General features: G+C 53.2%; 29 protein-coding genes. 25 read left to right on the forward strand and 4 right to left on the reverse strand.

What is annotated here, in order from left to right; translation table 11 throughout:
* Positions 1–88: 88 nt before the first annotated feature.
* Genes BS639_RS07365 through BS639_RS07395 form a run of 7 tightly spaced genes read left to right on the forward strand, consistent with a single transcriptional unit; the run spans position 89 to position 7,440 of the window.
* The gene (locus BS639_RS07365; RefSeq protein ID WP_084982704.1) at positions 89–1,108 is read left to right on the forward strand and encodes a BMP family protein; all 1,020 of its coding nucleotides are present in this window, start codon (positions 89–91) and stop codon (positions 1,106–1,108) included.
* A gap of 33 nt (positions 1,109–1,141) precedes the next feature.
* Complete coding sequence (locus BS639_RS07370; RefSeq protein WP_228779686.1) at positions 1,142–2,704, forward strand: ABC transporter ATP-binding protein; 1,563 nt, start codon at positions 1,142–1,144, stop codon at positions 2,702–2,704.
* A complete protein-coding gene (locus tag BS639_RS07375; protein WP_084982705.1) occupies positions 2,701–3,822 on the forward strand; it encodes an ABC transporter permease in 1,122 nt (373 codons plus the stop codon). Before BS639_RS07370 ends, BS639_RS07375 begins: the two co-directional genes overlap by 4 nt.
* Positions 3,819–4,757, forward strand: coding sequence for an ABC transporter permease (locus tag BS639_RS07380; protein ID WP_055776193.1), 939 nt, complete (start codon positions 3,819–3,821; stop codon positions 4,755–4,757). Before BS639_RS07375 ends, BS639_RS07380 begins: the two co-directional genes overlap by 4 nt.
* A gap of 40 nt (positions 4,758–4,797) precedes the next feature.
* Entirely contained in the window at positions 4,798–5,241 is a 444-nt protein-coding gene (locus BS639_RS07385; RefSeq protein WP_084982706.1) for a cupin domain-containing protein, read from the forward strand.
* A complete protein-coding gene (locus tag BS639_RS07390; protein ID WP_084982708.1) occupies positions 5,238–6,023 on the forward strand; it encodes a cysteine hydrolase family protein in 786 nt (261 codons plus the stop codon). The genes BS639_RS07385 and BS639_RS07390 overlap by 4 nt, the downstream gene beginning before the upstream one ends.
* Before the next feature lie 25 nt (positions 6,024–6,048).
* Positions 6,049–7,440 (forward strand): amidohydrolase family protein, encoded by a 1,392-nt coding sequence (locus BS639_RS07395; protein ID WP_084982709.1) that lies wholly within the window; start codon positions 6,049–6,051, stop codon positions 7,438–7,440.
* Between the two features lie 30 nt (positions 7,441–7,470).
* Here the strand turns inward: BS639_RS07395 and BS639_RS07400 are convergent, their stop codons facing one another.
* Both BS639_RS07400 and BS639_RS07405 read right to left on the reverse strand, forming a co-directional pair.
* Positions 7,471–7,719, reverse strand: a complete 249-nt coding sequence (locus BS639_RS07400; RefSeq protein ID WP_055776207.1) for a YheU family protein — start codon at positions 7,717–7,719, stop codon at positions 7,471–7,473.
* 3 nt (positions 7,720–7,722) lie between these two features.
* Positions 7,723–8,721 (reverse strand): hydrolase, encoded by a 999-nt coding sequence (locus tag BS639_RS07405; protein WP_055776212.1) that lies wholly within the window; start codon positions 8,719–8,721, stop codon positions 7,723–7,725.
* Between the two features lie 101 nt (positions 8,722–8,822).
* Here BS639_RS07405 and BS639_RS07410 point away from each other — a divergent pair, with 101 nt between their 5' ends.
* From BS639_RS07410 to tauD, 5 genes are all read left to right on the forward strand, one after another.
* Positions 8,823–9,425 (forward strand): LysE family translocator, encoded by a 603-nt coding sequence (locus tag BS639_RS07410; protein WP_055776217.1) that lies wholly within the window; start codon positions 8,823–8,825, stop codon positions 9,423–9,425.
* Between the two features lie 236 nt (positions 9,426–9,661).
* A complete protein-coding gene (gene tauA / locus BS639_RS07415) occupies positions 9,662–10,651 on the forward strand; it encodes a taurine ABC transporter substrate-binding protein (protein ID WP_055776220.1) in 990 nt (329 codons plus the stop codon).
* Between the two features lie 10 nt (positions 10,652–10,661).
* Positions 10,662–11,429, forward strand: a complete 768-nt coding sequence (gene tauB / locus BS639_RS07420; RefSeq protein ID WP_084982710.1) for a taurine ABC transporter ATP-binding subunit — start codon at positions 10,662–10,664, stop codon at positions 11,427–11,429.
* The gene (gene tauC, locus BS639_RS07425) at positions 11,426–12,259 is read left to right on the forward strand and encodes a taurine ABC transporter permease TauC (protein ID WP_084982711.1); all 834 of its coding nucleotides are present in this window, start codon (positions 11,426–11,428) and stop codon (positions 12,257–12,259) included. Before tauB ends, tauC begins: the two co-directional genes overlap by 4 nt.
* The gene (gene tauD / locus BS639_RS07430) at positions 12,256–13,104 is read left to right on the forward strand and encodes a taurine dioxygenase (RefSeq protein WP_084982712.1); all 849 of its coding nucleotides are present in this window, start codon (positions 12,256–12,258) and stop codon (positions 13,102–13,104) included. Before tauC ends, tauD begins: the two co-directional genes overlap by 4 nt.
* Positions 13,105–13,167: 63 nt before the next feature.
* On the opposite strand, the gene BS639_RS07435 is transcribed toward tauD, so the two are convergent.
* A complete protein-coding gene (locus BS639_RS07435; protein ID WP_084982713.1) occupies positions 13,168–15,081 on the reverse strand; it encodes an ABC transporter ATP-binding protein in 1,914 nt (637 codons plus the stop codon).
* A gap of 138 nt (positions 15,082–15,219) precedes the next feature.
* On the opposite strand from BS639_RS07435, the gene kefG reads away from it, so the two are divergent.
* From kefG to slyD, 4 genes are all read left to right on the forward strand, one after another.
* Positions 15,220–15,771 (forward strand): glutathione-regulated potassium-efflux system ancillary protein KefG, encoded by a 552-nt coding sequence (gene kefG, locus BS639_RS07440; protein WP_055776323.1) that lies wholly within the window; start codon positions 15,220–15,222, stop codon positions 15,769–15,771.
* Positions 15,735–17,582, forward strand: coding sequence for a glutathione-regulated potassium-efflux system protein KefB (kefB, locus tag BS639_RS07445; protein WP_228779685.1), 1,848 nt, complete (start codon positions 15,735–15,737; stop codon positions 17,580–17,582). The genes kefG and kefB overlap by 37 nt, the downstream gene beginning before the upstream one ends.
* A gap of 108 nt (positions 17,583–17,690) precedes the next feature.
* On the forward strand, positions 17,691–17,894 hold the full coding sequence (locus tag BS639_RS07450; RefSeq protein WP_055776236.1) for a YheV family putative zinc ribbon protein: 204 nt from the start codon (positions 17,691–17,693) through the stop codon (positions 17,892–17,894).
* Positions 17,895–18,008: 114 nt separating this feature from the next.
* Positions 18,009–18,557 (forward strand): peptidylprolyl isomerase, encoded by a 549-nt coding sequence (slyD, locus tag BS639_RS07455; RefSeq protein WP_055776239.1) that lies wholly within the window; start codon positions 18,009–18,011, stop codon positions 18,555–18,557.
* 118 nt (positions 18,558–18,675) lie between these two features.
* Here slyD and BS639_RS07460 read toward each other — a convergent pair whose 3' ends face one another.
* Positions 18,676–18,894, reverse strand: a complete 219-nt coding sequence (locus BS639_RS07460) for a protein SlyX (RefSeq protein ID WP_055776248.1) — start codon at positions 18,892–18,894, stop codon at positions 18,676–18,678.
* Positions 18,895–19,156: 262 nt separating this feature from the next.
* Between BS639_RS07460 and fkpA the strand changes: the two genes are divergently transcribed.
* From fkpA to BS639_RS07510, 9 genes are all read left to right on the forward strand, one after another.
* Entirely contained in the window at positions 19,157–20,005 is an 849-nt protein-coding gene (fkpA, locus tag BS639_RS07465) for an FKBP-type peptidyl-prolyl cis-trans isomerase (protein WP_055776251.1), read from the forward strand.
* A gap of 275 nt (positions 20,006–20,280) precedes the next feature.
* Entirely contained in the window at positions 20,281–20,997 is a 717-nt protein-coding gene (locus tag BS639_RS07470) for a helix-turn-helix transcriptional regulator (protein WP_055776254.1), read from the forward strand.
* A 2-nt stretch (positions 20,998–20,999) separates the two neighbouring features.
* Positions 21,000–21,392: a sulfurtransferase complex subunit TusD gene (gene tusD, locus BS639_RS07475; RefSeq protein WP_055776257.1), complete on the forward strand. Its 393-nt coding sequence runs from the start codon at positions 21,000–21,002 to the stop codon at positions 21,390–21,392.
* Positions 21,393–21,413: 21 nt separating this feature from the next.
* Positions 21,414–21,791: a sulfurtransferase complex subunit TusC gene (gene tusC, locus BS639_RS07480; RefSeq protein ID WP_084982714.1), complete on the forward strand. Its 378-nt coding sequence runs from the start codon at positions 21,414–21,416 to the stop codon at positions 21,789–21,791.
* 13 nt (positions 21,792–21,804) lie between these two features.
* Positions 21,805–22,092 (forward strand): sulfurtransferase complex subunit TusB, encoded by a 288-nt coding sequence (gene tusB, locus BS639_RS07485; protein ID WP_055776263.1) that lies wholly within the window; start codon positions 21,805–21,807, stop codon positions 22,090–22,092.
* 142 nt (positions 22,093–22,234) lie between these two features.
* Entirely contained in the window at positions 22,235–22,609 is a 375-nt protein-coding gene (gene rpsL / locus BS639_RS07490) for a 30S ribosomal protein S12 (protein WP_013573668.1), read from the forward strand.
* 96 nt (positions 22,610–22,705) lie between these two features.
* Positions 22,706–23,176, forward strand: a complete 471-nt coding sequence (gene rpsG, locus BS639_RS07495) for a 30S ribosomal protein S7 (protein WP_009638962.1) — start codon at positions 22,706–22,708, stop codon at positions 23,174–23,176.
* A gap of 213 nt (positions 23,177–23,389) precedes the next feature.
* Positions 23,390–25,504: an elongation factor G gene (fusA, locus tag BS639_RS07500; protein WP_055776266.1), complete on the forward strand. Its 2,115-nt coding sequence runs from the start codon at positions 23,390–23,392 to the stop codon at positions 25,502–25,504.
* Between the two features lie 70 nt (positions 25,505–25,574).
* Positions 25,575–25,676, forward strand: a 102-nt coding sequence (locus BS639_RS07510; protein ID WP_232799363.1) for a GTP-binding protein, incomplete at its 3' end; no start/stop codon positions are given.

Below are 25,676 nucleotides of genomic sequence, written 5' to 3' on the forward strand. Positions count from 1 at the left end.
AAGGCATCGCATAGTGCGAAAAACAATGCTTTTAAGGTAGCGAATTTGTCGGCATAAATGAAGCACTGTTCTTGGGGGAGTAAAGCGTATGTCTGGTTTATCGCGCCGTAATTTTGCCAAAGGTTTGGCAAGCATGATGTTGATTCCTATTGCAGCACCGTTATTTTCTCGCCATGCCTTTGCGGCGGATAAAGAGATCAAGGTTGCTCTGTTACTGCCGGGATCGGTGGCTGATGGGGGCTGGAGCCAGTTGGCTTACCAGGGTTTGCAAAATCTTAAAGCGCAGGGCTTTAAAGTTGCCAGCAGCGAGAGTGTCGCGCAGGCGCAGATGGACCAGGTTATTCGTGGCTATGCCGACGACGGCTACAACCTGATTATCGGGCACAGCTTTGAATACGGCTCTGAATTTGACCAGATCGCGCCGGAATATCCTGATACCTACTTCTTCGCTACCACCTTTAAACCGGCTGAAAAAGCGCCGACCAACGTGGAGTTCGTCAATCTTGCCTACCTGAATGCGGCCTACGGTGCCGGTGCGCTGGCGGCGTTAATTTCCGAAAAAGGCAAAGCAGTCGGCTATGTTGGCGGCGGTGATAACCCGACTCAGCAGGGCATGATGCGTGCTTTTATTGCCGGTGCCGAAAAAACGCGCCCAGGCATTAAAGGCTTGGGCATCGTGACCGGTGATTACGACAACGCGGCGAAAGGCCGTGAAGCTGCCAGCACCATGATAGGCAACGGTGCCGACGTTATCTGGCACACCGCTGACGTGACCGGTCTGGGCGCGATTCAGGGGGCGGCGGCGGCGAAGGTGAAAGCGATTGGCTGCTATGCCGACCAAAAAAATATCGCTCCAGACTTTGTGGCGACCAGCTTTGAAACCAACCTGCCGTGGGTCGTTGAGTCCGTAGCGCACAGCGTACGCGACAAAACGTTTCTCGGCGGACAAGAGTGGCAGCCTAGCGTCGCTAAAGCCTGGCTTCCGCTTTATGGCAAAGAGAGTTTTAACAGCAAGTTGGTCAGCGCCGACGCTTGGGCAAAATTCCAGGCCGTATGGAGCCAGCTTGATGCGGGCAGTATCGACGTCGCCACACTGATTAAAGCCTGAGTGAAAGCTGAGTGAAATCTGAGGAATTTGTGAATGACCCTGTCTGAACCTAGCCTGTTAATGGTTAATGCCAACGTGCCGGTTGTTGAACTAAAAGGCATCACCAAGCGGTTTGGTAAGGTCACGGCGAACCACAATGTGAGCATGTCAGTCGGTGCCGGTGAAATTATCGCGCTACTGGGCGAAAACGGGGCCGGTAAAAGCACATTGATGCAGATTCTGTACGGGCTGTATCAGGCAGACGAAGGGCAAATTTTAGTCGAGGGTCAGGCGGTCAGCATCCGCAGTCCGAGCGATGCCATTGCATTAGGCATTGGCATGGTGCATCAGGAATTCATGCTGGTTCAGCCGATGACCGTGGTTGAGAACGTGATTCTCGGATTGAAAGAGACGCGCAGCGGCCGCCTTGATTTACAGGCCGCCGCAAAACGTTTACAGCAGATTTCAGACCGCCATGGACTGGCGGTTAATCCGTGGGCGAAAGTGGCCCATTTACCGATTGGCGTACAGCAGCGGGTAGAAATACTCAAACTGCTTTACCGTGATGCCAAGGTACTCATTCTTGATGAACCGACCGCCGTACTGACGCCGCGTGAAAAAGAGGGGCTGTTTGCGACCCTGAGTTCACTGCGCGCCGAGGGACGTTCAATCGTTATTGTGACCCACAAACTCTACGAAATCATGGCCATTGCTGACAGCGTTTCGGTCATGCGCAGCGGCCTTATGGTCGAGAGCGTGGCAGTGGGTGATACCTCTGAAACCGATCTCGCGCGCCGCATGGTGGGTCGTGACGTGCTGCTGCGAATAGAAAAAATGCCGCAGGCGGCGGGCGAAGAAGTGCTGCACATCGATAACATCGCCATGCGTGACGAGGCGGGTAACCAAAAAATTTGGCGCGTGGCGCTAAAAGTTCACGCGGGTGAAATTTTGGGCATTGCCGGCGTAGACGGCAACGGGCAGTCCGAACTCGCCGATGCGTTGCTCAATCTGCGTCCGATTGAGGCGGGGCGCATCATGCTCAGTGGCGAAGATATTTCCGAACACTCACCGGCCCAGCGACGCGCCGCCGGTATGGGATTTATTCCGGCAGACCGGCGCGGCGTAGGCTCGGTTACTGCCATGTCGATAGCCGATAACGCCATTTTGGGGGCGCAGCGCCAGCATACCGCCGCCAAGGGCTGGTTTCTCAGCCCGAAAGCCATCGCGCAAAAAGCCCAGACTATCGTTAACCATTTTAACGTCATCACGCCGGATCTCGAATTCGAAGCCGGTAAACTTTCAGGCGGAAACCTGCAGAAGCTGATCCTTGGCCGTGAGGTCATGCGCAAACCACGTGTGCTAGTGGTCGAGCAACCGACGCGTGGTCTTGACGTCGGCGCGGTTGAAGCGGTGTGGCAGGGACTGCTTGAGGCGCGACAGCAGGGCTGCGCCATTGTGATGATCTCCGCAGAGTTAGAAGAAATCATGAATTTATCAGACAGGATCGCCGTGATGTATGAAGGGCAAATTGCCGGCGTGCTGAATGCGTGCGAGGCCAGCGTGGAACAAATGGGTGAACTGATGGCCGGTGGCCGTTTATCGCGGGAGGCGTCATGAAGCCGTTGCTCATCAAGCGCCACATCCCTGCCGACTCTTCACTGGCGCTAGCGGGCACGACGCTGTTGGCCCTGCTGGTGGCTTTTATTTTGGCCGGATTGCTGTTTATTCCCTTTGGCGCCAATCCGTTAGCGGCGTTTACCTCGCTGTTTGATGAGGCGTTTGGCTCGCTGCGCGGTTTTGCTCAGACGCTGGTGCAGGCCACGCCGCTGATTTTAATTGCTCAAGCCACCATCGTTATCTGGCGCGGTGGGCTAGGCTACATCGGTTTTGAAGGCTGCTTTCTGGTAGGTGCGGCAGCGGCTTCTTGGGTGGCATTGGGCGGCACGCCCCAGGGTATGGCAATAATGCTGCCTGTCTGGGCGTTCTGGCCTGTGGTAATGATAGCCGCCTTTGCCGCAGGCGGCGTGTGGGCTGGCATGGTCGGATTCTTACGCGTGCGCTTTGGCGGTAACGATGTGCTGATATCACTGATGGCCAACTATGTGGCCGCCTTTCTGATTCAATATTTGGTCTCGGGTCCGATGCGTGCGGTGGGCGATTTACCGCAGACGCCACGTTTGCCGATGGAAAGCTGGTTAGGCTTTATTTTACCCGGCACGCGGGCGCACGTGGGGTTGCTGATCGCGCTGGTATGTTCAGTTTTTGTCTGGGCACTGATCCGTAAAACGCCGATGGGTTACGAAATTATCGTTAGCGGACTCAATCCTAAGGCGGCGCGCTACGGCGGGATTAACGTGATACGGCGTCAAATGTTGGCGGTGTTTCTCGGCGGCGGTATGGCGGCACTTGCCGGGCTGTGCGCGGTGTTGGGCGTGCAGCATCGACTGATGGACGGATTGGCAGGCGGCGTTGGCTTCGTCGGTGTAGTCGTGGCGCTGTTGGCACGACTCAATCCGCTGATCGTTATTCCTACGGCCATTCTCTACGGCGGACTCGAAGTGGGCGGCAGCGCGATGCAGCGTGAAAGCGGTCTGCCAACGTCGGTTATTTTTATTCTCGAAAGTCTGGTGGTACTGCTGATTTTGGCGGGCGACATTCTGCGTTATTACCGAATTAACTGGCCTACTCGTACCGAGCAAGCACTCATCGACCCCGTCACGGAGAGCAAATCATGAGCCTGTGGTCGCACATCGATATTGCATTTTTTGTCACCTGGCTGGCGGCAGCCGTGCGCCTCGCTGGACCGGTATTGCTGGCCGCACTGGGCGAAATTTATGCCGAGCGTTCAGGGGTGCTAAACATCGGGATTGAAGGCACGGTGCTAATGGGCGCGTTATCCAGCTATTTGGTGGCGGTCTATTCCGGCTCTACCGTGCTCGGCTTTTTTGCCGGGGGTGTAGGCGGTTTGCTGGTTGGGTTATTTCTGGCGTTCTTCTACCTGCGGGCATTGGCCAGTCAGGTGGTGGTGGGTATTGTGTTCAACATTCTGGCCGCCGGCGTGGCGACCTACGTTTATAGTCTGGTTATTGGCAATAACACCTCGCCGACCATCGTGATGTTCAATCCCTTACCTCTGCCAGGCCTAGCCAAGATCCCCCTGCTGGGACCTATCTTCTTCAACCAGCCTTGGCCGCTTTACCTGACGCTGGTGCTGGTGTTTGTGGCGCAAATTGGGCTATTTCACACCCGATTTGGCCTGTCTTTGCGCGCCGTGGGCGAGAATCCGCGCGCGGCGCACGCGGCGGGCCTTAACGTGCAGCGTATACGTACCTATGGCGTGATGCTTTCATGCCTCGGTGCCGGTCTGGCTGGCGGTTATTTAGTGACCGCACAAATCGGCCTGTTTCGCGACAATATCGTCAGCGGACAAGGGTTTATCGCACTCGCTATTGTCATTTTTGGGCGCTGGAGCCCGATTAAGGCGCTGTTGGCGGCGTTTATCTTTGGCGCAGCCGATGCGCTGCAGCTCTCTCTACAATTGTTTGATAACGCGCTGCCTGCACAGGTCTTATTGGCGCTGCCTTATGTGTTGACCATTCTGGCGATGTCCGGCGTGGTTGGGAAAACGGTACAGCCGGGCGCGCTGACCCAGCCTTACCGCAAGGAATAACAGTGGCATCGCCACTGCCCGGATATTTTAGGAGAGTTCTATGACCACCGTATTTCGCGCTACCGACGCTCAATCTGCCGAGGCCTTCCGTATTGGCCCGACGGACACCAACTATTTCGCGATTCTGTTTGACAAGCATCAGGATGATATTGAAAACATTTTCGTGATCGAAATTTTCAAAGTAGGAGGAGCCACGCCACCCAATGAGCACGCACATGCGCACGAGTTTTTCTATGTGCTGGCAGGCGAAGGCGTGGCGCTGTGTGGCGATAAAGAGGTGCCGCTAAGCCAGGGGAAGGCGTTGTTGCTTAATCCTGGCAACGAACACGTGGTCCGCAACACCGGCAGCAGCAAGCTTTATACCCTGACGGTGATGACCCCGAACGAAGGCTTTGCCGAGTTGATCCGCAGCGGCGAGCGGGTTGAGCTGGATGAAGAGGACCTGCACGTCCTTAGTGGGGTGAAGGGGAGTTCTGCGCGATGACTCAGCGGCAAACTCCTCTGGTTCCGCTAGGTTCCAGCGTACGCAATCTCTGGCACGTTTCGGCGCAGGAGGTTGATTTAGTCCGCGATGCGCCGCCGCCGCCGCAGGTGGCCGTTGCACAAGATGGCGAACGCCGTATTCAGCTCGACATCAACCGTACCGCGCTGATTGTTATCGACATGCAAAATGACTTTTGCCATCCCGACGGCTGGCTAGGGCATATCGGGGTTGATGTCACGCCCGCCCGCGCACCTATCGAGCCGCTGCGGCGCTTGCTGCCCGCGCTGCGAGAGGCCGAGATGCCCGTGGTTTGGCTTAACTGGGGAAATCGGGCTGATCGATTAAATCTCAGCCCGGCGCTGCTGCACGTTTATAAACCCACCGGTGAAGGCGTGGGATTGGGCGACCCTCTGCCGCTGTCAGGTGAGCCAGTGTTGGAGTCTGGCAGTTGGGCCGCCGCGGTGGTTGATGAGCTTGCGCCGTGGCCTGAGGACATTCGGGTTAACAAATACCGGATGTCGGGGTTTAAAGACACCGAACTCGACAGTATTTTGCGAAATTTGAACGTTACGACGCTGTTGTTTGCTGGCGTAAATGCCGACCAGTGCGTGCTGTGCACGCTGCAGGATGCCAATTTTCACGGCTATGACTGCCTGCTGCTGGAGGACTGCTGCGCCACGACTTCACCGCAGTATTGTATGGACGCCACGCTGTACAATGTTCGCCAATGCTTTGGTTTCGTGATTGATTCTGAGCAACTGGTCAGCCAGTTGGCGGGTTAAATAGGTTCGAAAGAGGAAAGCGTCGATGGGATATATTTTGGCAGACGGTTGGGTGATAACGATGAACCCGCAGCGCGACGTGCTGGAAGAAGCCAGTATTTTGATTGAGGGCGAATTTATTACCGCCATCGGCACGCGCCAACAGCTTGAGGCGAAAAATCCGCAGTGCGAGGTTATCGACTGCCGCGATGCCATCATTATTCCCGGCATGGTAAATACGCATACGCACCTGTTCCAAACTCTGCTGAAAGGGTTAGGGGACGATATGGTGTTAAAAAAATGGTTCACTTGCATGACTGGACCTAGCGCCGTGGAGTTGACCGAAGAAGACGTTTTGGCGGCGGCGATGCACGGCTGCGTGGAGTCGCTACGCTCCGGCGTGACCTCGCTGGTTGATTTTATGTATGCCCATCCGCGTCCCGGATTAACCGCCAAGGTGGTCGAGGCCTTTAAGCTCACGGGGATCCGCGGGCACGTTTGCCGCGGCTTTTTGACCACCGGTGAAGAACATGGCATTCCCGCCCGCCTGATTGAAACGCCCGAAGCAGCCCTTGCCGACGCACGTGCGCTGATTTATCGCTACAATCGCCCGGAAAGCCGGGTAAAAGTGGGCATTGCACCGAGCATGATTTGGGCGCTCGACGAGAAAGTGCTGCGCGGCACCCGCGAGCTGGCCGATGAAACCGGCGCTTTAATCACCACGCACGTCGCAGAAACGGATTTTGAAATCTCCCAGTCGCAGCTGCGTTTTCAGTGCACTGATACCGAGTTTCTCAGTGAAATCGGCTTTCTGGGGCCGGACGTTTTGGCGGTTCACTGCGTGCAGTGCAGCCGCCGTGATATTCGCGCGCTTAAGCATCACGATGTCCGCGTTTCTCATAATCCGTGCAGTAATATGTATTTGGCCTCCGGCGTGGCGCCTATTCCTGAAATGTTGGCCGCGGGCATTACCGTTGGCCTGGGGTCTGACGGACCGGCGAGCAGCAATAATCACAGCCTGTTTCAGGCGATGAAAATGGCGGCACTGCTGCAAAAGGGTGTGCATCGTGACCCGACTATCATGACGGCGGAAAAAGTGCTCGAGATGGCGACCATTGACGGCGCGCGCGCGATAGGCCTCGACACTCTTATTGGTTCGATTGAGGTCGGCAAAAAGGCCGATATCGCGGTGGTGGGTACCCATCATCCGGCGATGACCCCGGTGCATCACCCCGTTTCATCACTGGTCTACTCGGCGTTAGGGCATGAGGTGACAGACGTTTTTGTCGATGGCGAAGCGGTACTGCGTCAGGGGAAACTCACCCGAGTTGATGAACGCAAGGTGCTACAGCGCTCGCAGCGCGCAGCCAACAGCTTGGCCGAGCGCGCAGGCAGCGACCTATTTAAGCGTCGGCCGTGGCGCAGCAGTGCTTTCTAGTGCAGCGTTTTTGTATAGAGAGACGGAAGACTAATAGTCCGGTCTTTCGATTTCTTCTTCACCGGCGCGAAACTGCCCACGCGGCATGATGTTCAGCGTTTCATGCAGCTCTGACCACACTAAAACCACGTCGCCGCTTTTAAGCTGGCGGCGAACATCTTCTACTTTCTGCTCCAGCGTGCGTTCCTGCTCGCCATAGTCGGTACCTTCGCGCAGTACAAAACCTTCAATGACGCTGTCCAGCGTTTCCGTTGGCAATTCTTTCCAGGGAATGATCATCTGTTATTTTCTTTTCTCAATCGTTGATTCGGGCATCAGTCGCGGGGCGAGCCACTCAGGAATTCGCTGCTCAAGCCACATTACCGGATTCAGCCAACTGCCGGCAACGAAACCGACGTGACCCCCATGTTCGGTCAACTGATATTCTACCTCAGGCGGTAGGTCTTGTGCGTTTGGGATAACCGCCTCGGTCATAAAAGGATCGTCTTTGGCGTGAATGATCAGCAGCGGCACTTTAACTCTCGGCAGCAGCGGCATGCCGCTACAGCGACGATAATAGTCTAACGCGTTTTGAAATCCGTGGGCTCTGGAGGTAATGGCCTCGTCGAACTCGCGAATACGCCGCATCGACTTAAGTTGTCCCAACGTTACCGGCAGCGTGCCGGGATATTTAATCAGTTTACGCCGCGCATTAGCTTTAAGCTGATCCAGCAGGTAGTGCTGATAAATCCGCGAAGAGCCCTGCTCAAGGCGATTGGCGCAGGGTTCGAGCATCAGCGGTGCCGAGACTATCACCGCCGCCGTGAGCCGACAGTCTGCCCCTTCCTGCCCGAGATAGCAGGCCAGCATGTTACCGCCGAGTGAGAAACCGACCGCCGCAGTGGGTACATCGCCATAAGTTTCGCTCAGCCAGGCGAGAAAGAAGCGGGCGTCGCTGGTCTCTCCGGAGTGATAAATTCTCCGCAGCCGATTAGGTTCACCGCTGCAACCGCGAAAATGCATGACGACGCCCAGGCCGCCTTCTTCTTTCCAGGCCTGCAAAAGTCCGTGCGCATAAGGGCTGGTGAAACTGCCTTCGAGGCCGTGAAACAGCACCATGCGCGGTTTATGTTGGGCAAATTTGGGGTTTTCGCTCCAAGCCAAATCCAAAAAATCACCGTCTGGCAATTCGAGTCTCTGCCAGACTGGTTTGAGCTTTACGTGTCTTCTGACCAAGCGGGGTAAAAGCGTCTGCAAATGCGGATTGCTGGCGCCGCGCAGGGGATGAAAATTTTCAGCCATTTTGCGAAAAAAATCTCGTGAAGGAAGCTTGTACTACCAATACCACACTGATAGCTTCACTGCTAATTGCACAATTGTTGGGGGTGGGGAGCACCTGTTAAATGGAACTTAGTTTATTTCTTTCGATGCTGGGGTTTTTATGGGTTGCCGCGATTACGCCGGGCCCAAATAATATGTTGTTGACTACCTCGGGGGCGAATTTCGGTTTTATGCGCTCACTGTGGCTGATGATTGGCATCATGCTGGGTATGCAAAGCATCGTGTTGCTGGTGGCGTTCGGCGTGGGTGGGTTAATTTTGATTTACCCGGCACTGCACACCATTCTTAAAGTGCTCGGCAGTCTTTATCTGCTGTGGCTGGCGTGGAAAATCGCTACGTCTGCCTATGAAACGCTGGAAACTGACGCCGCGCAGGCGAAGCCCATCCGGCTGTATCAAGGGTGGCTGTTGCAGTTTCTTAATCCAAAAGCCTGGCTTATGGGGCTGGGTGCGGTTGCCAGCTTTAGTCTTGCCGGTGCGCAGTACAATCACTCGGTCGCGGCAATCAGTCTCGGCGTGTTTATCGTCAACCTGGTATCAGGGATTATCTGGCTGGGGTTTGGTACGGTCATCGGTCGCCTGCTGAGCAGCCGTCGTGCTTGGTACACTTTCAACGTCGCGATGGGACTGTTAACCGCCGCCTGCGTGCTGCTAATTTGGCGTTGATGTTGATTTAGTAAGAATAAATGATAATGGCGGCCATCCAACGGGATGGCCGTTTTGTTTTATTCCCTCGTGACTTGCCCTCGCCGGAGCGGTGTTACGTCATCTGTAAAATACCTTATATTCCATTTTGATATTAACAGTAATTTATTATTACTTTTAATGCGGTCTGCGCTCAGCTACAAACGCTCTACTCATCCCAAGAAAAATAATTCATCACTTTTGTGGAGCACTCACCGATGGTAAATCGTTCAATATTTCGTGGCGCAGCCCTGCTGCTGTCACTGACCGCACTCAGCGCGCATGCAGTAGAGGTCACTGTGGCTTATCAAACATCTGCCGAACCGGCCAAAGTGGCACAGGCCGAAAACACTTTTGCCAAAGAGTCGGGTGCCAAAGTGGACTGGCGCAAATTCGACAGTGGCTCCAGCGTGCTGCGTGCGCTGGCCTCGGGAGACGTGCAGATTGGTAATATCGGCTCAAGCCCGTTAGCCGTTGCCGCCAGCCAGAAGCTGCCTATCGAAGCTTTTTTATTGGCCTCTGAGCTGGGCAGTTCTGAGGCATTAGTGGTCAAGAAAAGCATCAACAGCCCGCAGGACCTGATTGGCAAACGCATCGCCGTGCCGTTCATTTCGACCACCCATTACAGCCTGCTCTCGGCCCTCAAGCATTGGGGCATCGACCCTAAAAAAGTCACTATCATCAACCTGCAACCCCCGGCCATTGCCGCCGCCTGGGCGCGCGGTGATATCGACGGTGCCTACGTTTGGGCACCGGCGGTGAACGAGCTGGAAAAAACCGGCAACGTGTTGACCGACTCTTCCCAAGTCGGCAAGTGGGGTTCACCAACGCTTGACGTATGGGTAGTGCGTAAAGATTTTGCTCAGGCACACCCTGAAGTCGTCACTGCCTTTGCCCGCAGCGCATTGGCCGCGCAAAAAGCCTATTTGCAAAATCCTGACCAGTGGCTGAAAGATGCCTCAAACCTTAATACTTTGTCGCGTCTGAGCGGCGTGCCGGATGAGCAAATTGCTGGGCTGGTGAAAGGCAACCGCTATCTGCCGGTTGACGAGCAGGTTACGCAGTTGGGGCAACCGGTTGATAAAGCAATTAAAGATACCGCCAGTTTCCTGAAAGAGCAGGGAAAGGTCGATCAGGTAGATTCTGACTACAGCAGCTACGTGACCAACAAATTTGTTAAGGCCGTGCAGGCCAGTCCGCAGTCGTAAGGAGAATGGCATGCTTCAGGTCTCTCAACTTTCTGCGCAGTTTCAGGGAAATCCTGTATTGCACGACGTTTCGCTGCAAATAGACGCTGGGCAGTTAGTGGTGGTTCTCGGTCCGTCAGGATGCGGGAAGACCACGCTGCTCAATCTTATTGCCGGATTTACCTCGCCCAGCGGCGGGTCGATTACACTCGATGGTTCGCGGGTCACAGGGCCGAGTGCTGAACGTGGCGTAGTTTTTCAACACGAAGGCCTGCTGCCGTGGCGTGATGTGCAGAGCAACGTTGAGTTTGGTCTTCAACTGGCGGGCGTTGAGAAACGTCAGCGTCGGCAAACGGCGGAGCGGATGCTCTCTAAAGTAGGACTTGCCGGCTATGAGCGGCATAAGCTGTGGCAGCTTTCGGGCGGTATGCGCCAACGAGTGGGGATCGCTCGTGCGCTGGCGGCCGACCCGCGTCTGCTGCTGCTCGATGAGCCTTTTGGTGCGCTGGATGCGTTCACCCGCGAGCAGATGCAGGAACTGCTGTTGAACATCTGGCGCGACACCGGCAAGCAGATTTTCCTGATAACGCACGACATTGAAGAGGCGATTTTTCTTGCCAGCGAGCTGTTGCTGCTGTCGCCAGGCCCGGGCAGAGTGCTGGAACGCATTTCGCTGGAGTTTGGTAAACGCTATGCCGACGGTGAGTCCTGCCGCAGCATTAAGTCTGACCCTGAGTTCATCCGCCAGCGCGAGTACGTGCTAAGTCAGGTATTCCAGCAGCGAGGAGGTCAGCTATGAGCGCAGAACCGGTGATTAAAACGATCGCGCGCAGCACGCCGCCAGTAAGAAGCTGGTCGCTACCGCGCAACGTCCGTCTTAGCATTGCCACGCTGGCAACGCTGCTGTTTATCTGGTGGGCGGTGACGGCGTTGAAGCTCATTCCGCCGTTGTTTCTGCCGGCACCGCAGCAGGTGCTGCATCAGCTCATCACTATCGCCAGTCCGCAGGGTTTTATGGACGCCACGCTGTGGCAGCACCTTGAGGCCAGTCTGGCGCGGATTGTGATTGCGCTGCTGGCCGCGGTGATGATCGGCGTGCCGGTGGGGATTGCTATGGGGTTAAACGAAACCCTGCGCGGCATTTTGGACCCACTTATTGAGTTATATCGTCCGGTCCCTCCACTGGCCTATCTGCCGCTGATGGTGATTTGGTTCGGGATCGGTGAAACATCAAAAATTCTGCTGATTTACCTGGCGATTTTCGCGCCGGTGGCGATGTCGGCGCTGGCGGGCGTACGCAGCGCCTCAAAGGTGCGCGTTCGTGCCGCGCAGGCGTTAGGCGCAAGCCGCTGGCAGGTGCTGTGGTATGTCATCTTGCCGGGTGCATTACCTGAGATTTTAACCGGCGTACGCATTGGATTGGGCGTCGGCTGGTCAACGCTGGTGGCCGCGGAGCTTATCGCCGCCACCCGTGGATTAGGATTTATGGTGCAGTCGGCCGGTGAGTTTCTGGCAACTGACGTGGTTATCGCCGGCATTAGCGTTATCGCGCTGATTGCCTGTGCGCTCGAATTGGGCCTGCGTTACCTACAGCGCAAATTAACCCCTTGGCACGGAGAACAACAATGAATGAACGTCTGAAAATTACCCCGCTGGGGCCTTACATCGGCGCACTGGTGGAGGATGTGTCACTGAACCGTCCGCTATCCGATGCGCAGTTTGAACAGCTGTATCATGCGTTGCTGAAACATCAGGTGCTGTTTGCCCGCAACCAGCCGGTAACGCCGGTTGAGCAGCGTGCACTGGCGGCGCGCTTTGGCGACCTGCATATTCATCCGGTTTATCCGCAAACACCGGAGGCGCGGGAAATTATCATTCTCGACACGGACGACAACAATCCGCCGGACAACGACAACTGGCACACCGATGTCACCTTTATTGAAACCCCGCCGCTGGGTGCGATTCTGGCAGCAAAGCGGCTGCCTTCTACGGGCGGTGATACGCTGTGGACCAGCGGTATTGCGGCCTATGAGGCGCTGTCGGTACCGTTTAAACAACTGCTGGCCGGTTTGCAGGCCGAGCATGACTTCACCAAGTCTTTCCAGGAGTATAAATACCGTAAAACGCCTGAGGAGCATCAACAGTGGCTGAAGGCCAAGGAGAAGAATCCGCCCGTGCTGCATCCGGTTATTCGTACGCATCCAGTTTCGGGTAAGCAGGCGCTGTTTGTTAATGAGGGATTCACCACGCGCATTGTTGACTTGGCGGAGAAAGAGAGCGCAACGCTGCTTGATTTTCTATTCCGTCACATCACTAAACCGGAGTTTCAGGTGCGCTGGCGTTGGCAGGAGAACGATATTGCGCTGTGGGATAATCGCGTGACGCAGCACTACGCCAATGCGGACTATTTGCCGCAGCGGCGGATTATGCACCGTGCAACCATTCTTGGGGACAAACCTTACTTTCAGGCGTAAGGCACTCCGCGAGGTCCGGTGGCGCAGTTGCGCGCCACCGGCACTTGTGCCGTTATTCTATGTTCAGGCATTGAACTCTTGCGCCAATTGCTCAAGTTGTTCCTGAGCGTCTAGCCAGTTCATCTCCACTTCTTCCAGCTCGCCCTTGACCTTAATCTGCTGCTGCAAACAGGCAGTGAGATCGGCCTTGCGGCTGATGTCGTAGATAGCCGAGTCCGCCAGCTTCTCTTCAACGGTGGCCAGCGCAGCGCTGAGTTTTTCCATCTGCTTTTCCCAGGTGGTTATCTGCTTGCGCAGCGGCTGGGTCTGGTTGCGGAAATCGGCTTCGCGGCGTTTCTGATCTTTACGCGACTGTGCACTGTTGACGCCCGCATCTTTCTCCGGCGCGTCCTGCTGTGTTTCCTGGCGTTGAATATCAACTAACCACTGCTGATAGTCGTCAAGGTCGCCGTCGAATTGTTCAACTTTACCGGCGTGCACCAAATACAAGTCATCAGTGGTGGAGCGCAGAAGGTGACGGTCGTGCGAAACCACCACCATGGCGCCTTCAAAGTCCATTAGCGCTTCGGTTAAGGCCTGGCGCATGTCGAGGTCAAGGTGGTTGGTCGGTTCATCGAGTAACAGCAGGTTGGGTCGCTGCCAGACTATAAGTGCCAACACCAGACGGGCTTTTTCACCGCCCGAGAAACGCTCGGTTTTTTCAGTAACCTTGTCGCCGTTGAAGCCGAAACCGCCGAGGTAATCGCGCAGCTGCTGTTCAGTCTGTTTTTCTGCCAGACGCACCAAATGCTGTAGCGGTGAGTCTTCTGCGCGTAAAAACTCCAGCTGATGCTGGGCGAAGTACCCCAGCTTAACGCCTTTTGCCAGGCCAATATCGCCCGACAGCGGCGGCATGGTACCGGCCAGCAGTTTAATCAGCGTCGATTTACCCGCGCCGTTGCGCCCAAGCAGTCCGATGCGCGAGCCGGGTACTAAATTCAGCTTGATAGAATCAAGGATGACGTTATCGCCATAGCCCGCGCTGACTTTTTCCATGCGCAGCAGCGGGTCGGGCAGACTTTCTGGTGACCTGAAACTAAACTGAAAAGGATTATCGACGTGTGCTGGAGCAATCAGCTCCATACGCTCGAGCATTTTGATGCGGCTCTGCGCCTGTTTGGCCTTCGTTGCCTGCGCGCGAAAGCGATTAATGTAGCTTTGCAGGTGTGAAACCTTCTCCTGCTGATGTTCAAACAGAGACTGCTGCTGAGCCAGTTTGGTGGCGCGTTGGCGTTCAAACGACGAATAGTTGCCGGTGTATTCATTCATCGTCTGCTGTTCGATATGCAGAATTTTATCGACAATCGGGTCAAGGAAGTCGCGGTCGTGGGAAATCAGCACCAGCGTACCGTTATAGCTTTTCAGCCACTTCTCGAGCCAAATCACTGCATCGAGATCCAGGTGGTTGGTGGGTTCGTCGAGCAGCAGCAGGTCAGACCGACAGATTAACGCCTGTGCCAGGTTGAGGCGCATACGCCAGCCGCCGGAGAAAGACTTCACCGGATTTTGCAGCTGACTCTGGCTAAAGCCGAGTCCGCTGAGCAGGCTGGCGGCACGGGCCGGAATGGTCCAAGCCTGAATTGCATCGAGTTTGCCGTGCAACGTGGCAATCGCATGACCGTCGTCGCGTTCGTTGGCGGCCTGTAATTCGGATTCTAGCTGACGAAATTCTCGGTCACCGTCGATAACATACTCTATGGCGGGCACGTCGAGTGCTGGCGTTTCCTGATTAACCCAGGCCAGTGCCCAGTTGGACGGAAACGTCAGGTTGCCCGCGTCGGCGCTCATTTCGTTTTTCAGCAGTGAAATCAGGGTCGATTTACCGCAGCCGTTTTTACCTACTAACCCGACTTTTTGGCCCGGATTGATAGTGGCAGATGCATTGTCAAGCAGCACATTGGTGCCACGCCTGATTTGTAACGATGAGAAAACTATCATAAAGCGCCGTTTAATTAGGGTATGTTAAATTGGACTGTCACGATATTAAGGTAAATAAGACGTTTCGAACGTCCCATTTAGTATTTGCGGAGCATGGTAGCTGAAAAATTGCACCCTGACGACGCTTTGGAGGTATTGATGTCGCAGCCACCCAAGGTTTTGCTGCTTTATGCTCACCCTGAATCACCCGATTCTGTTGCTAATCGCCTACTGCTCGACAGGGCCAGGCAATTGGATAACGTCACTGTCCACGATCTTTATGCGCATTATCCTGATTTTTTTATTGATATTCATCGCGAGCAGGAGCTGCTTCGTGAACATAAAGTGATTGTTTTTCAACACCCTTTATACACTTACAGCTGTCCAGCGCTGCTCAAGGAGTGGATGGATCGTGTGCTGGCCCGCGGTTTTGCCAGCGGTGCGGGTGGCACGGCGCTGAGCGGAAAATATTGGCGTTCGGTAGTCACAACTGGCGAACCGGAAGGTGCTTATCGACCGGGAGGATACAATCGCTACAAGATGAGTGAAATTATGCGACCGTTCGAACTGACCGCCGCCATGTGCCATATGCACTGGATGACGCCGATTATCATCTACTGGGCGCGACGTCAGCAGCCAGAAGTGTTGGCCAGCCACGCACAGGCCTACGGTGAATGGCTACAGTCTCCCATGCCACACGGAGGAGTTTAACTATCGACAGTTCGAATTTACCCACCGCAATATTGATGTTTTTATTTGCCGCTGTTGTGGCGGTGCCGATTGCACAGCGTCTAGGAATTGGCGCGGTACTCGGCTACCTGCTGGCCGGTATAGCCATTGGTCCCTGGGGGCTAGGCTTTATTCGCGACGTAGACGAAATTTTGCACTTTTCGGAGCTGGGTGTCGTGTTCCTGATGTTTATCATTGGATTGGAACTTAATCCCGGTAAGCTCTGGCAGCTGCGTCGTCAAATATTTGGCGTTGGTGCGGGACAGGTTATTCTCACTGCGCTTGTGCTGGGCGGGCTGCTTTACCTGACTCATTTTGCCTGGCAGGCGGCGGTAATCGGCGGTATTGGGTTGGCGATGTCGTCCACCGCAATGGCGATGCAGTTAATGCAGGATAAAGGCATGACTCGCAACGAAGGTGGTCAGCTTGGCTTTGCGGTATTGCTGTTTCAGGATATCGCAGTTATTCCCGCGTTGGCGCTGGTACCGGTTCTGGCGGGCACCTCCTCGGGCGGGAACGATTGGTCGATGATCGGCATGAAAGTGCTGGCGTTTGTCGGCATGCTGGTCGGTGGGCGCTACCTTCTGCGGCCGATCTTTCGCCTTATTGTTGCCTCCGGCGTACGCGAAGTGTTTACCGCGGCGGCGCTGCTCACCGTATTAGGTGCGGCCCTGTTTATGCAGGAGCTGGGCTTCTCGATGGCGCTTGGGACGTTCATCGCCGGAATATTATTGGCCGAAAGCGAATATCAGCACGAACTGGAAATCGCTATCGAGCCATTTAAGGGACTATTGCTCGGGCTGTTCTTTATCTCAGTGGGGATGGCGCTAAATCTCGGCGTGCTTTACAGCCAAATACTGATAGTACTGGCCGGTGTCGTGATGCTGGTGATGGTTAAAGGCTGCGTGCTTTACCTGTTTGCCCGCGTATTTGGTCTACGTACCTCGGTACGTTTGCAGTTTGCCGCCGTACTGAGTCAGGGCGGCGAGTTTGCCTTTGTGCTGTTCTCGGCCGCCGGTGCGATGAAGGTTATCTCACAGTCCCAACTGGCGCTGCTGCTGGTGGTGGTCACACTTTCGATGATGACTACGCCGCTGCTGCTGAAATGGGTCGACAGAATTTTGATCCGTCGTTATAACGCTCAGGAAGAGAGTGACGAGAAGCATTTTGTTGAAGACAACGAACCGCAGGTGATCGTGGTTGGCTTTGGGCGTTTTGGCCAGGTTATTGGCCGTTTGCTGATGGCCAACAAAATGCGTATTACGGTGCTGGAGCGCGATATCAGCGCCGTGGGTCTGATGCGCAGCTACGGTTATCAGGTGTATTACGGCGACGCGACCAAGCTTGAGCTGCTGCGCGCCTCTGGGGCAGAAAAGGCGAAATCGATAGTGATCACCTGTAATGAACCAGAAGACACTATGGAAATTGTGCGGCTGTGTCAGGAACACTTTCCGCACCTCAACATATTGGCTCGAGCACGCGGTCGCGTAGAAGCGCATGAGTTGCTTCAGGCTGGTGTGCAGAACTTCTCGCGTGAAACGTTTTCCAGCGCGCTGGAATTGGGGAAAAAGGCGCTGATTACGCTGGGTATGCATCCACACAGCGCCTATCGCGCCCAGCAGCATTTTCGTCGTCTTGACATGCGTATGCTGCGTGAGCTGGTGCCGCAGGTACAGGGCGACGTGGCGCAGATTTCTCGTGTTAAAGAGGCACGACGCGAGCTGGAGGATATCTTCCAGAGTGAAATGCACAACGAAAGACGGCAGCTCGACGGCTGGGACGATGACGAATAGTGTCTCGGCGCGTCAGATGACAGAAGTTTCCGAATATTTTTTGTAAAGGATTTCGTACGGCGAAGCGATAAATAACGCCTCGCGGCTGAAATTCATGAGAGGCAGGAAATGGCTACAACCCGTAAACGTTTTATCGCCGGTGCGGTATGCCCTGAGTGTAAGGCACTGGATACACTGATGTTATGGCAGGAAGATCAGGTCGAAGTTGTGGAATGCGCTAAGTGTGGCCACCACAAACGTCAGACCGATGAGCAGGTCACCAAACACGTTCGCGCCGAAGAGCAGGTGATTGGGATCTTTCATCCAGAGTAGCGTTATGCTGCGCCTTTTTTTATGCTTAGGGGTACAGAGGCGCGGTTTTCCGCTACAATCTTCGCCAAAATCCAGTATTTGACGAAATTATAGTTTTCAACGGTAGGAGTTATCATGAAAGTATCTAAAGACGTGGTTGTCAGCGTTGCGTATCAGGTTCGTACAGAAGATGGCGTGCTGGTTGATGAATCACCGGTGAGCGCACCACTGGACTACCTGCACGGTCACGGCTCGCTGATTTCCGGTCTGGAAAGCGCGCTGGAAGGCCATGCGGTTGGCGATCGTTTTGACGTGCACGTAGGTGCTAACGAAGCTTACGGTAACTACGACGAGAACCTGGTTCAGCGTGTACCTAAAGACGTCTTCATGGGCGTTGACGAGCTGGAAGTTGGCATGCGTTTCCTGGCTGACACCGATCAGGGTCCCGTTCCAGTCGAAATCACAGAAGTTGACGGTGACCACGTAGTGGTTGACGGTAACCACATGCTGGCCGGTCAGAACCTTAACTTCAACGTTGAAGTTGTGGCTATCCGCGAAGCAACGGAAGAAGAACTGGCTCACGGCCACGTTCACGGTGAGCACGGTCACGACCATGACCACGATCACGGCCATGACCACGGTCAGGGCGGTTGCGGTACCGGCGGCTGCGGTTGCAGCCACTAATCGGCAGTGTTTCCGGTTAGGAAATAAAAAAGGCGGCTAAATGGCCGCCTTTTTTATTGCTCTGCGTGTGCTCATCAATAAATTTTGAGCTGCACTGATGAGTTTTGATTCAGAATTATTAATAATGCGGAGGGGGCGTTTCTTCTGACGCATCGGCAATCATTGAAGGCTGAGAGGCGCGCAGTCTGTCGGTTAGCATACGCAGGTGATCGTGTAACCGGCTCATTTCGAGCTGGTGCGAGGTCACTATCTGATTCAACTCCTCGATAGTCACTTCCTGAAAAGCCAGTTTACTTTCCAGCGCTTCAATCCGCTGTTCGAAGGGATTTTGTTCCATAATTTGAGCCTTTAATGCCGCCTGGTAAGGATTGTCTATCAGAGTGACAGATTTTGGGCCATATTCTACCCGCAATATTCGGAAAAAACTCAGAGTTACCTATTTTCTGACGACTTCGGAAACTTATTGAAGCAAAAAAGGTCGTATTTAGGCGCGTTCGAGTAGTATAGCGATTGTCATGCATTGACACGGACAGTTATATTAACCGGCGAACTTTCGTAATTGTTACTTGAGGTAAGAGCCTCAAGTCTTGGAGAAATGGATGAAATCACTGTTTAAAGTAACGCTGTTAGCTACAACGATGGCTCTTGCCCTGGGTGCCACTCAGGCCATGGCAGCTGATGCTGCAAAAGCGACTGATTCTACTGCGGCTGCACCAGCGGCTACAGCACCAGCTACCACGAATGCACAGTTTAAGAACGACGATGAGCAGGCTGCCTATGCACTCGGTGCTTCACTCGGTCGTTATATGGATAACTCGCTGAAAGAACAAGAAAAATTGGGCATCAAACTGGATAAAGACCAGCTGATCGCCGGTGTTCAGGATGCCTTTGCGAATAAGAGCAAATTGTCTGATGCAGACATTGAAAAAACGCTGCAAACCTTTGAAGCTAAGGTAAAAGCTTCTGCTCAACAGAAAATGGAAGCGGATGCAAAAGCTAACGAAGCTGCCGGTGAGAAATTCCGTGCAGATTTCGCTAAAGAAAAAGGCGTGAAGAAAACTGACACTGGCCTGCTGTATCTGGTTGAAAAACCAGGCACCGGCGCAGCACCTAAAGACAGCGACACCGTAGTCGTTAACTACAAAGGTTCACTGCCAGACGGTACGGTGTTTGATGACTCTTACAAGCGCGGCGAGCCACTGTCATTCCGCCTTGACGGTGTTATCCCTGGCTGGACCGAAGGCCTCAAGCACATCAAGAAAGGCGGTAAAATCAAACTGGTGATCCCACCTGCCCAAGCTTATGGCGCAAGCGGTGTCCCAGGTATCCCTGCTAACTCTACTCTGGTATTTGAAGTAGAGCTGCTGGATATTAAACCAGCACCAAAAGCTGACGCGAAAGATGCAACTCAGCCAGCTTCACCTGCTGCAGCTGCAAAATCAGAATAAATATTACTGATTTTTGTTCGAGAAAACCGTCGCTTATGCGGCGGTTTTTTTTTGTAGTCAGCTTTTTAATCACTTCTTCCCCATTTTTACTGGGGTTACTCTATGATGATAACTTGACGACTTTATCTCTCAAGCTTAACGTCAGTAACTTGAAAACTCGTAGGGACCTATTTTCACTGCTGTTTTGCTACAGTGATACCCTGCCAAAACTGATTGAACGGTGAGTCTTACTCCAGATAATGGGTAAGGTCCCGATGTAGAGGGTGGTAGCTTCAATGTCTAATTCGCTTCTAAATGGCGAAACCGGTGATCTGGATTTGCTGGACCAACGTCCTTTTAGTGCAACCGACCATGAAATTCTTGCTTCCTATGAGGCAGTGGTGGACGGTTTGGCTATGCTGATTGGCCAACACTGTGAAATAGTTCTGCATTCTTTGGAAGATCTTAAATGCTCGGCTATTCGTATCGCCAATGGGGAACATACCGGGCGTAAGATAGGCTCGCCAATCACCGACCTAGCGCTGCGCATGCTGCACGATATGACAGGTGCAGACAGCAACGTGTCTAAAGCCTATTTTACCCGTGCGAAAAGCGGCGTGCTGATGAAGTCAGTAACCATTGCTATTCGAAATCATGACCAGCGGGTCATTGGGTTGCTGTGCATTAACATGAATCTCGACGTGCCTTTCTCGCAGATCATGCAAACCTTTATGCCGCCTGAAACGCAGGACGTTTCTCCCTCGGTTAACTTTGCTTCTTCCGTCGATGACCTCGTCGCACAGACGCTTGAGTTTACGATTGAAGAAGTGAATGCCGATCGCAACGTGACCAATAATGCCAAAAACCGTCAGGTGGTGCTTAACCTGTATGAGAAAGGTATTTTTGATATCAAAGATGCGATTAACCAGGTTGCCGATCGTCTGAATATCTCCAAACATACGGTTTATCTCTATATCCGCCAGTTCAAAAGCGGCGAGCCGTTGGGGAACTAAGGTTGACTCTGCGATACAGTATTTTGGTCACCGGAGCGCCCTACGGCACCCAGCAGGCCAGCGCTGCCTATCAGTTTGCGTTGGCGCTGCTTGCTCGCGGTCATAAACTTGAAAGCGTTTTCTTCTATCGTGAAGGGGTGCTTAATGGCAACCAGCTTAGCTCACCGGCGTCGGACGAGTTTGATCTGGTGCGCGCCTGGCAACGGCTGGCGATGTCTCATCAGGTTGAACTGAACGTTTGCGTAGCCGCGGCTCTGCGACGAGGCATTATTGACCAAGATGAAGCCGCTAACCGCGATGACATCAACGCAAATCTACAGGCCGGCTTCTCGTTAACCGGATTAGGTAGCTTGGCGGAAGCCACGCTTCGCAGCGATCGTCTGGTACAGTTTTAACCGGTCGCAACGGACAGAATTATGAAGGCAGAAATCGAAGCAAAAAAAGTGGCTTTTGTTTTTTCACAGGGACCGCACGGGACTTCGGCGGGCCGGGAAGGGTTAGATGCGCTGCTCGCTACGTCGGCATTATCCGAAAATATCGGCGTGTTTTTTGTGGCGGATGGCGTTTTACAGCTTTTACCCGGCCAGCAGCCAGAAAAAATTTTAGCGCGTAATTATATTGCGACTTACGGTGTTTTACCGCTTTATGACGTGGAAAAGTGTTTTCTCTGTAAGGCTTCCGCGAGTGATCGAGGACTGGCTGAATTCGACGATTGGGTGCTCGACGTCGAGACACTTTCGCCTGAACTTCTTCGCCAGAAACTGTCAAATTATCAGGTAATACTCACATTTTAATCAGAGATAGAAGATGCTTTTTACCTTGGCCCATTCTCCTCAACAGTGTGATCTTGCAGCACTTATCCGCTTGATAAGCCCTTCTGACGCCTTGCTGTTAATGCAGGATGGAGTCACGGCGGCACTTGAAAATAGTCTGGCACAGTCCCATATATCTGTTCTGAGTTGCTCGGTTTATGTGCTCAGCGAGGATCTGCAGGCTAGAGGTTTGGTTGGTCAAATTTCACACAAAGTGACGCCAATCGACTATACTGGATTCGTTGATTTAACCGAGAAGCACACTCAGCACGTTGCGTGGTGATTTCGCGAAATGCTGTATATTTCTTGACACTTTCACAGGTCAGCAATAAAATTCTGCGTCCCATATTGGCATCTGCCGATTGTGGGTCGATTTATCACGTGTTTACAAAGCAGTTTACGAAACAAATCCCAGGAGCTTTTTAATGGCAACAATTAATCAGCTGGTACGCAAACCACGCTCTACGAAGGTTGCTAAAAGCAACGTTCCAGCGCTGGAAGCTTGCCCGCAGAAACGTGGCGTTTGTACCCGTGTGTACACCACCACTCCAAAAAAACCGAACTCCGCATTGCGTAAAGTATGCCGCGTTCGTTTGACTAACGGTTTTGAAGTTACCTCCTACATCGGCGGTGAAGGTCATAACCTGCAGGAACACTCCGTGATCCTGATCCGTGGCGGTCGTGTAAAAGACTTGCCAGGTGTGCGTTACCACACCGTCCGCGGCGCACTGGACTGTTCAGGCGTTAAAGACCGTAAGCAATCTCGTTCTAAATACGGCGTTAAAAAGCCGAAGTCTTAATGGTTCTCCGTTAAGTAAGGCCAAACATTTTCACATTACTGTCAAAATAAACTCATAGAGTTTTGGACAATCCTGAATTAACAACGGAGTATTTCCATGCCACGTCGTCGCGTCATTGGTCAACGTAAAATCCTGCCAGATCCTAAGTTCGGGTCCGAACTTCTGGCGAAATTCGTAAATATCCTGATGGTAGATGGTAAAAAATCTACTGCAGAAGCAATCGTCTACAACGCACTTGAGACCCTGGCTCAACGTAGCGGTAAAGACAGCCTGGAAGCTTTCGAAGTCGCTCTGGACAACGTCCGTCCGACCGTGGAAGTTAAGTCCCGCCGCGTAGGTGGTTCTACTTATCAGGTTCCAGTTGAAGTACGTCCGGTTCGTCGTAATGCCTTGGCAATGCGTTGGATCGTTGAAGCTGCTCGTAAACGCGGTGATAAATCCATGGCTCTGCGCCTGGCGAACGAACTTTCTGATGCAGCAGACAACAAAGGTACTGCTGTTAAGAAACGTGAAGACGTTCACCGTATGGCCGAAGCCAACAAGGCGTTCGCCCACTACCGCTGGTAATTACCAGTTGTAGATACCCCAAGATTTCGATTGCAGAAAGCGAGCAATTGAAAGATCCCCGGGAATTTACTTCGGTAATTGACCGGGGTGAGCGAAACAGCTAACGCATCTGCGATTTGAAATATTGCGGGTATATGCTAAACAAGCGGGCGCTGGCAACAGTTGCCCGTTTGGATTAACTGAACTTGAACGCCCTAGTAATAGAGGAATCAAATGGCTCGTAAAACACCCATTGAGCGCTACCGTAACATTGGTATCAGTGCGCACATCGACGCCGGTAAAACGACGACTACCGAACGTGTTCTGTTCTACACCGGTGTAAACCACAAAATCGGTGAAGTTCATGACGGCGCAGCTACCATGGACTGGATGGAGCAGGAGCAGGAACGTGGTATTACCATCACGTCCGCTGCGACTACCTGTTTCTGGTCTGGTATGGCTAAGCAGTTCGAACCACACCACATCAACATCATTGACACCCCAGGACACGTTGACTTCACCATCGAAGTTGAACGTTCTATGCGTGTTCTTGATGGCGCAGTAATGGTTTACTGTGCTGTTGGCGGCGTTCAGCCACAGTCTGAAACCGTATGGCGTCAAGCTAACAAATATAAAGTTCCTCGTATCGCGTTCGTTAACAAAATGGACCGTATGGGTGCTAACTTCCTGAAAGTTGTTGGTCAGCTTGAATCACGTCTGAATGCAACTCCGGTCCCTCTGCAGCTGGCTATCGGCGCAGAAGAGAAATTCACCGGTATTGTTGACCTCGTGAAGATGAAAGCAATCAACTGGAACGAAGCCGATCAGGGCGTGACCTTCGAATACGAAGAGATCCCGGCTGATATGCAAGAACTGGCTGAAGAATGGCACCAGAAATTGGTTGAGGCCGCTGCTGAAGGTTCTGATGAGCTGATGGAGAAATTCTTTGGTGGCGAAGAGCTGACCGAAGAAGAGATCAAAGCTTCTCTGCGTAAGCGCGTTCTGAACAATGAAGTTATCCTGGTTACCTGTGGTTCTGCGTTTAAAAACAAAGGCGTACAGGCAATGCTGGATGCTGTTGTTGAGTATCTGCCAGCACCAACTGACGTTGAAGCTATCAACGGTATGTTGGATGACGGTAAAGACACTCCAGCAGTTCGCCATTCTGACGACTCTGAGCCGTTCTCTGCTCTGGCGTTCAAAATCGCTACTGACCCATTCGTGGGTAACTTGACGTTCTTCCGTGTTTACTCCGGTCTCGTCAATTCAGGTGACACTGTATTTAACCCAGTGAAATCTCAGCGTGAACGTCTGGGCCGTATCGTTCAGATGCATGCTAACAAGCGTGAAGAAATTAAAGAAGTTCGTGCAGGCGATATCGCTGCAGCGATCGGTCTGAAAGACGTGACTACGGGTGATACCCTGTGTGATCCGAACAACGTGATCATTCTTGAGCGTATGGAATTCCCAGAGCCGGTAATCTCCGTTGCTGTAGAACCAAAAACCAAAGCTGACCAAGAAAAAATGGGTCTGGCTCTGGGCCGTCTGGCTAAAGAAGACCCATCATTCCGCGTTTGGACTGATGAAGAATCTGGTCAGACAATCATCGCAGGTATGGGTGAACTTCACCTGGATATCCTGGTTGACCGTATGCGTCGCGAATTCAACGTTGAAGCTAACGTTGGTAAGCCGCAGGTAGCTTACCGTGAAGCGATTCGCGCCAAAGTTACCGACGTTGAAGGTAAGCACGCCAAGCAGTCTGGTGGTCGTGGTCAGTACGGTCACGTTGTGATCGACATGTATCCGTTGGAGCCAGGCTCGAATCCGAAAGGCTACGAGTTTGTCAACGAAATCAAAGGCGGTGTAATTCCTGGTGAATTCATCGGTGCGATTGACAAAGGCATCCAGGAGCAGCTGAAAGCAGGTCCGTTGGCGGGTTACCCAGTGGTAGATCTCGGTGTGCGTCTGCACTTCGGTTCTTACCATGACGTTGACTCCTCTGAGCTGGCGTTTAAACTGGCCGCTTCTATCGCCTTCAAAGATGGCTTTAAGAAAGCGAAACCAGTTCTGCTTGAGCCGATCATGAAGGTTGAAGTAGAAACTCCAGAAGAGAACACCGGTGACGTGATCGGTGACCTTAGCCGTCGTCGTGGTATGCTGAAAGGCCAAGAATCTAACGCTACTGGCGTTGTGATTCATGCTGAAGTTCCGCTTTCCGAAATGTTCGGTTATGCGACTCAGCTGCGTTCACTGACCAAAGGCCGTGCATCTTACTCCATGGAATTCCTGAAGTATGATGACGCGCCAAGCAACGTTGCCCAGGCTGTAATCGAAGCTCGTGGTAAATAAGCCTAGGTTTTAACACAATGATCCCGTGCTCTCTCCTTGAGGGGAGAGCACAATAGTAAGGAATATATCCGTGTCTAAAGAAAAATTTGAACGTTCCAAACCGCACGTCAACGTTGGTACTATCGGCCACGTTGACCACGGTAAAACTACCCTGACAGCTGCTATCACCACC

This window comes from Rouxiella silvae (assembly GCF_002093625.1).
Classification (GTDB): domain Bacteria; phylum Pseudomonadota; class Gammaproteobacteria; order Enterobacterales; family Enterobacteriaceae; genus Rouxiella; species Rouxiella silvae.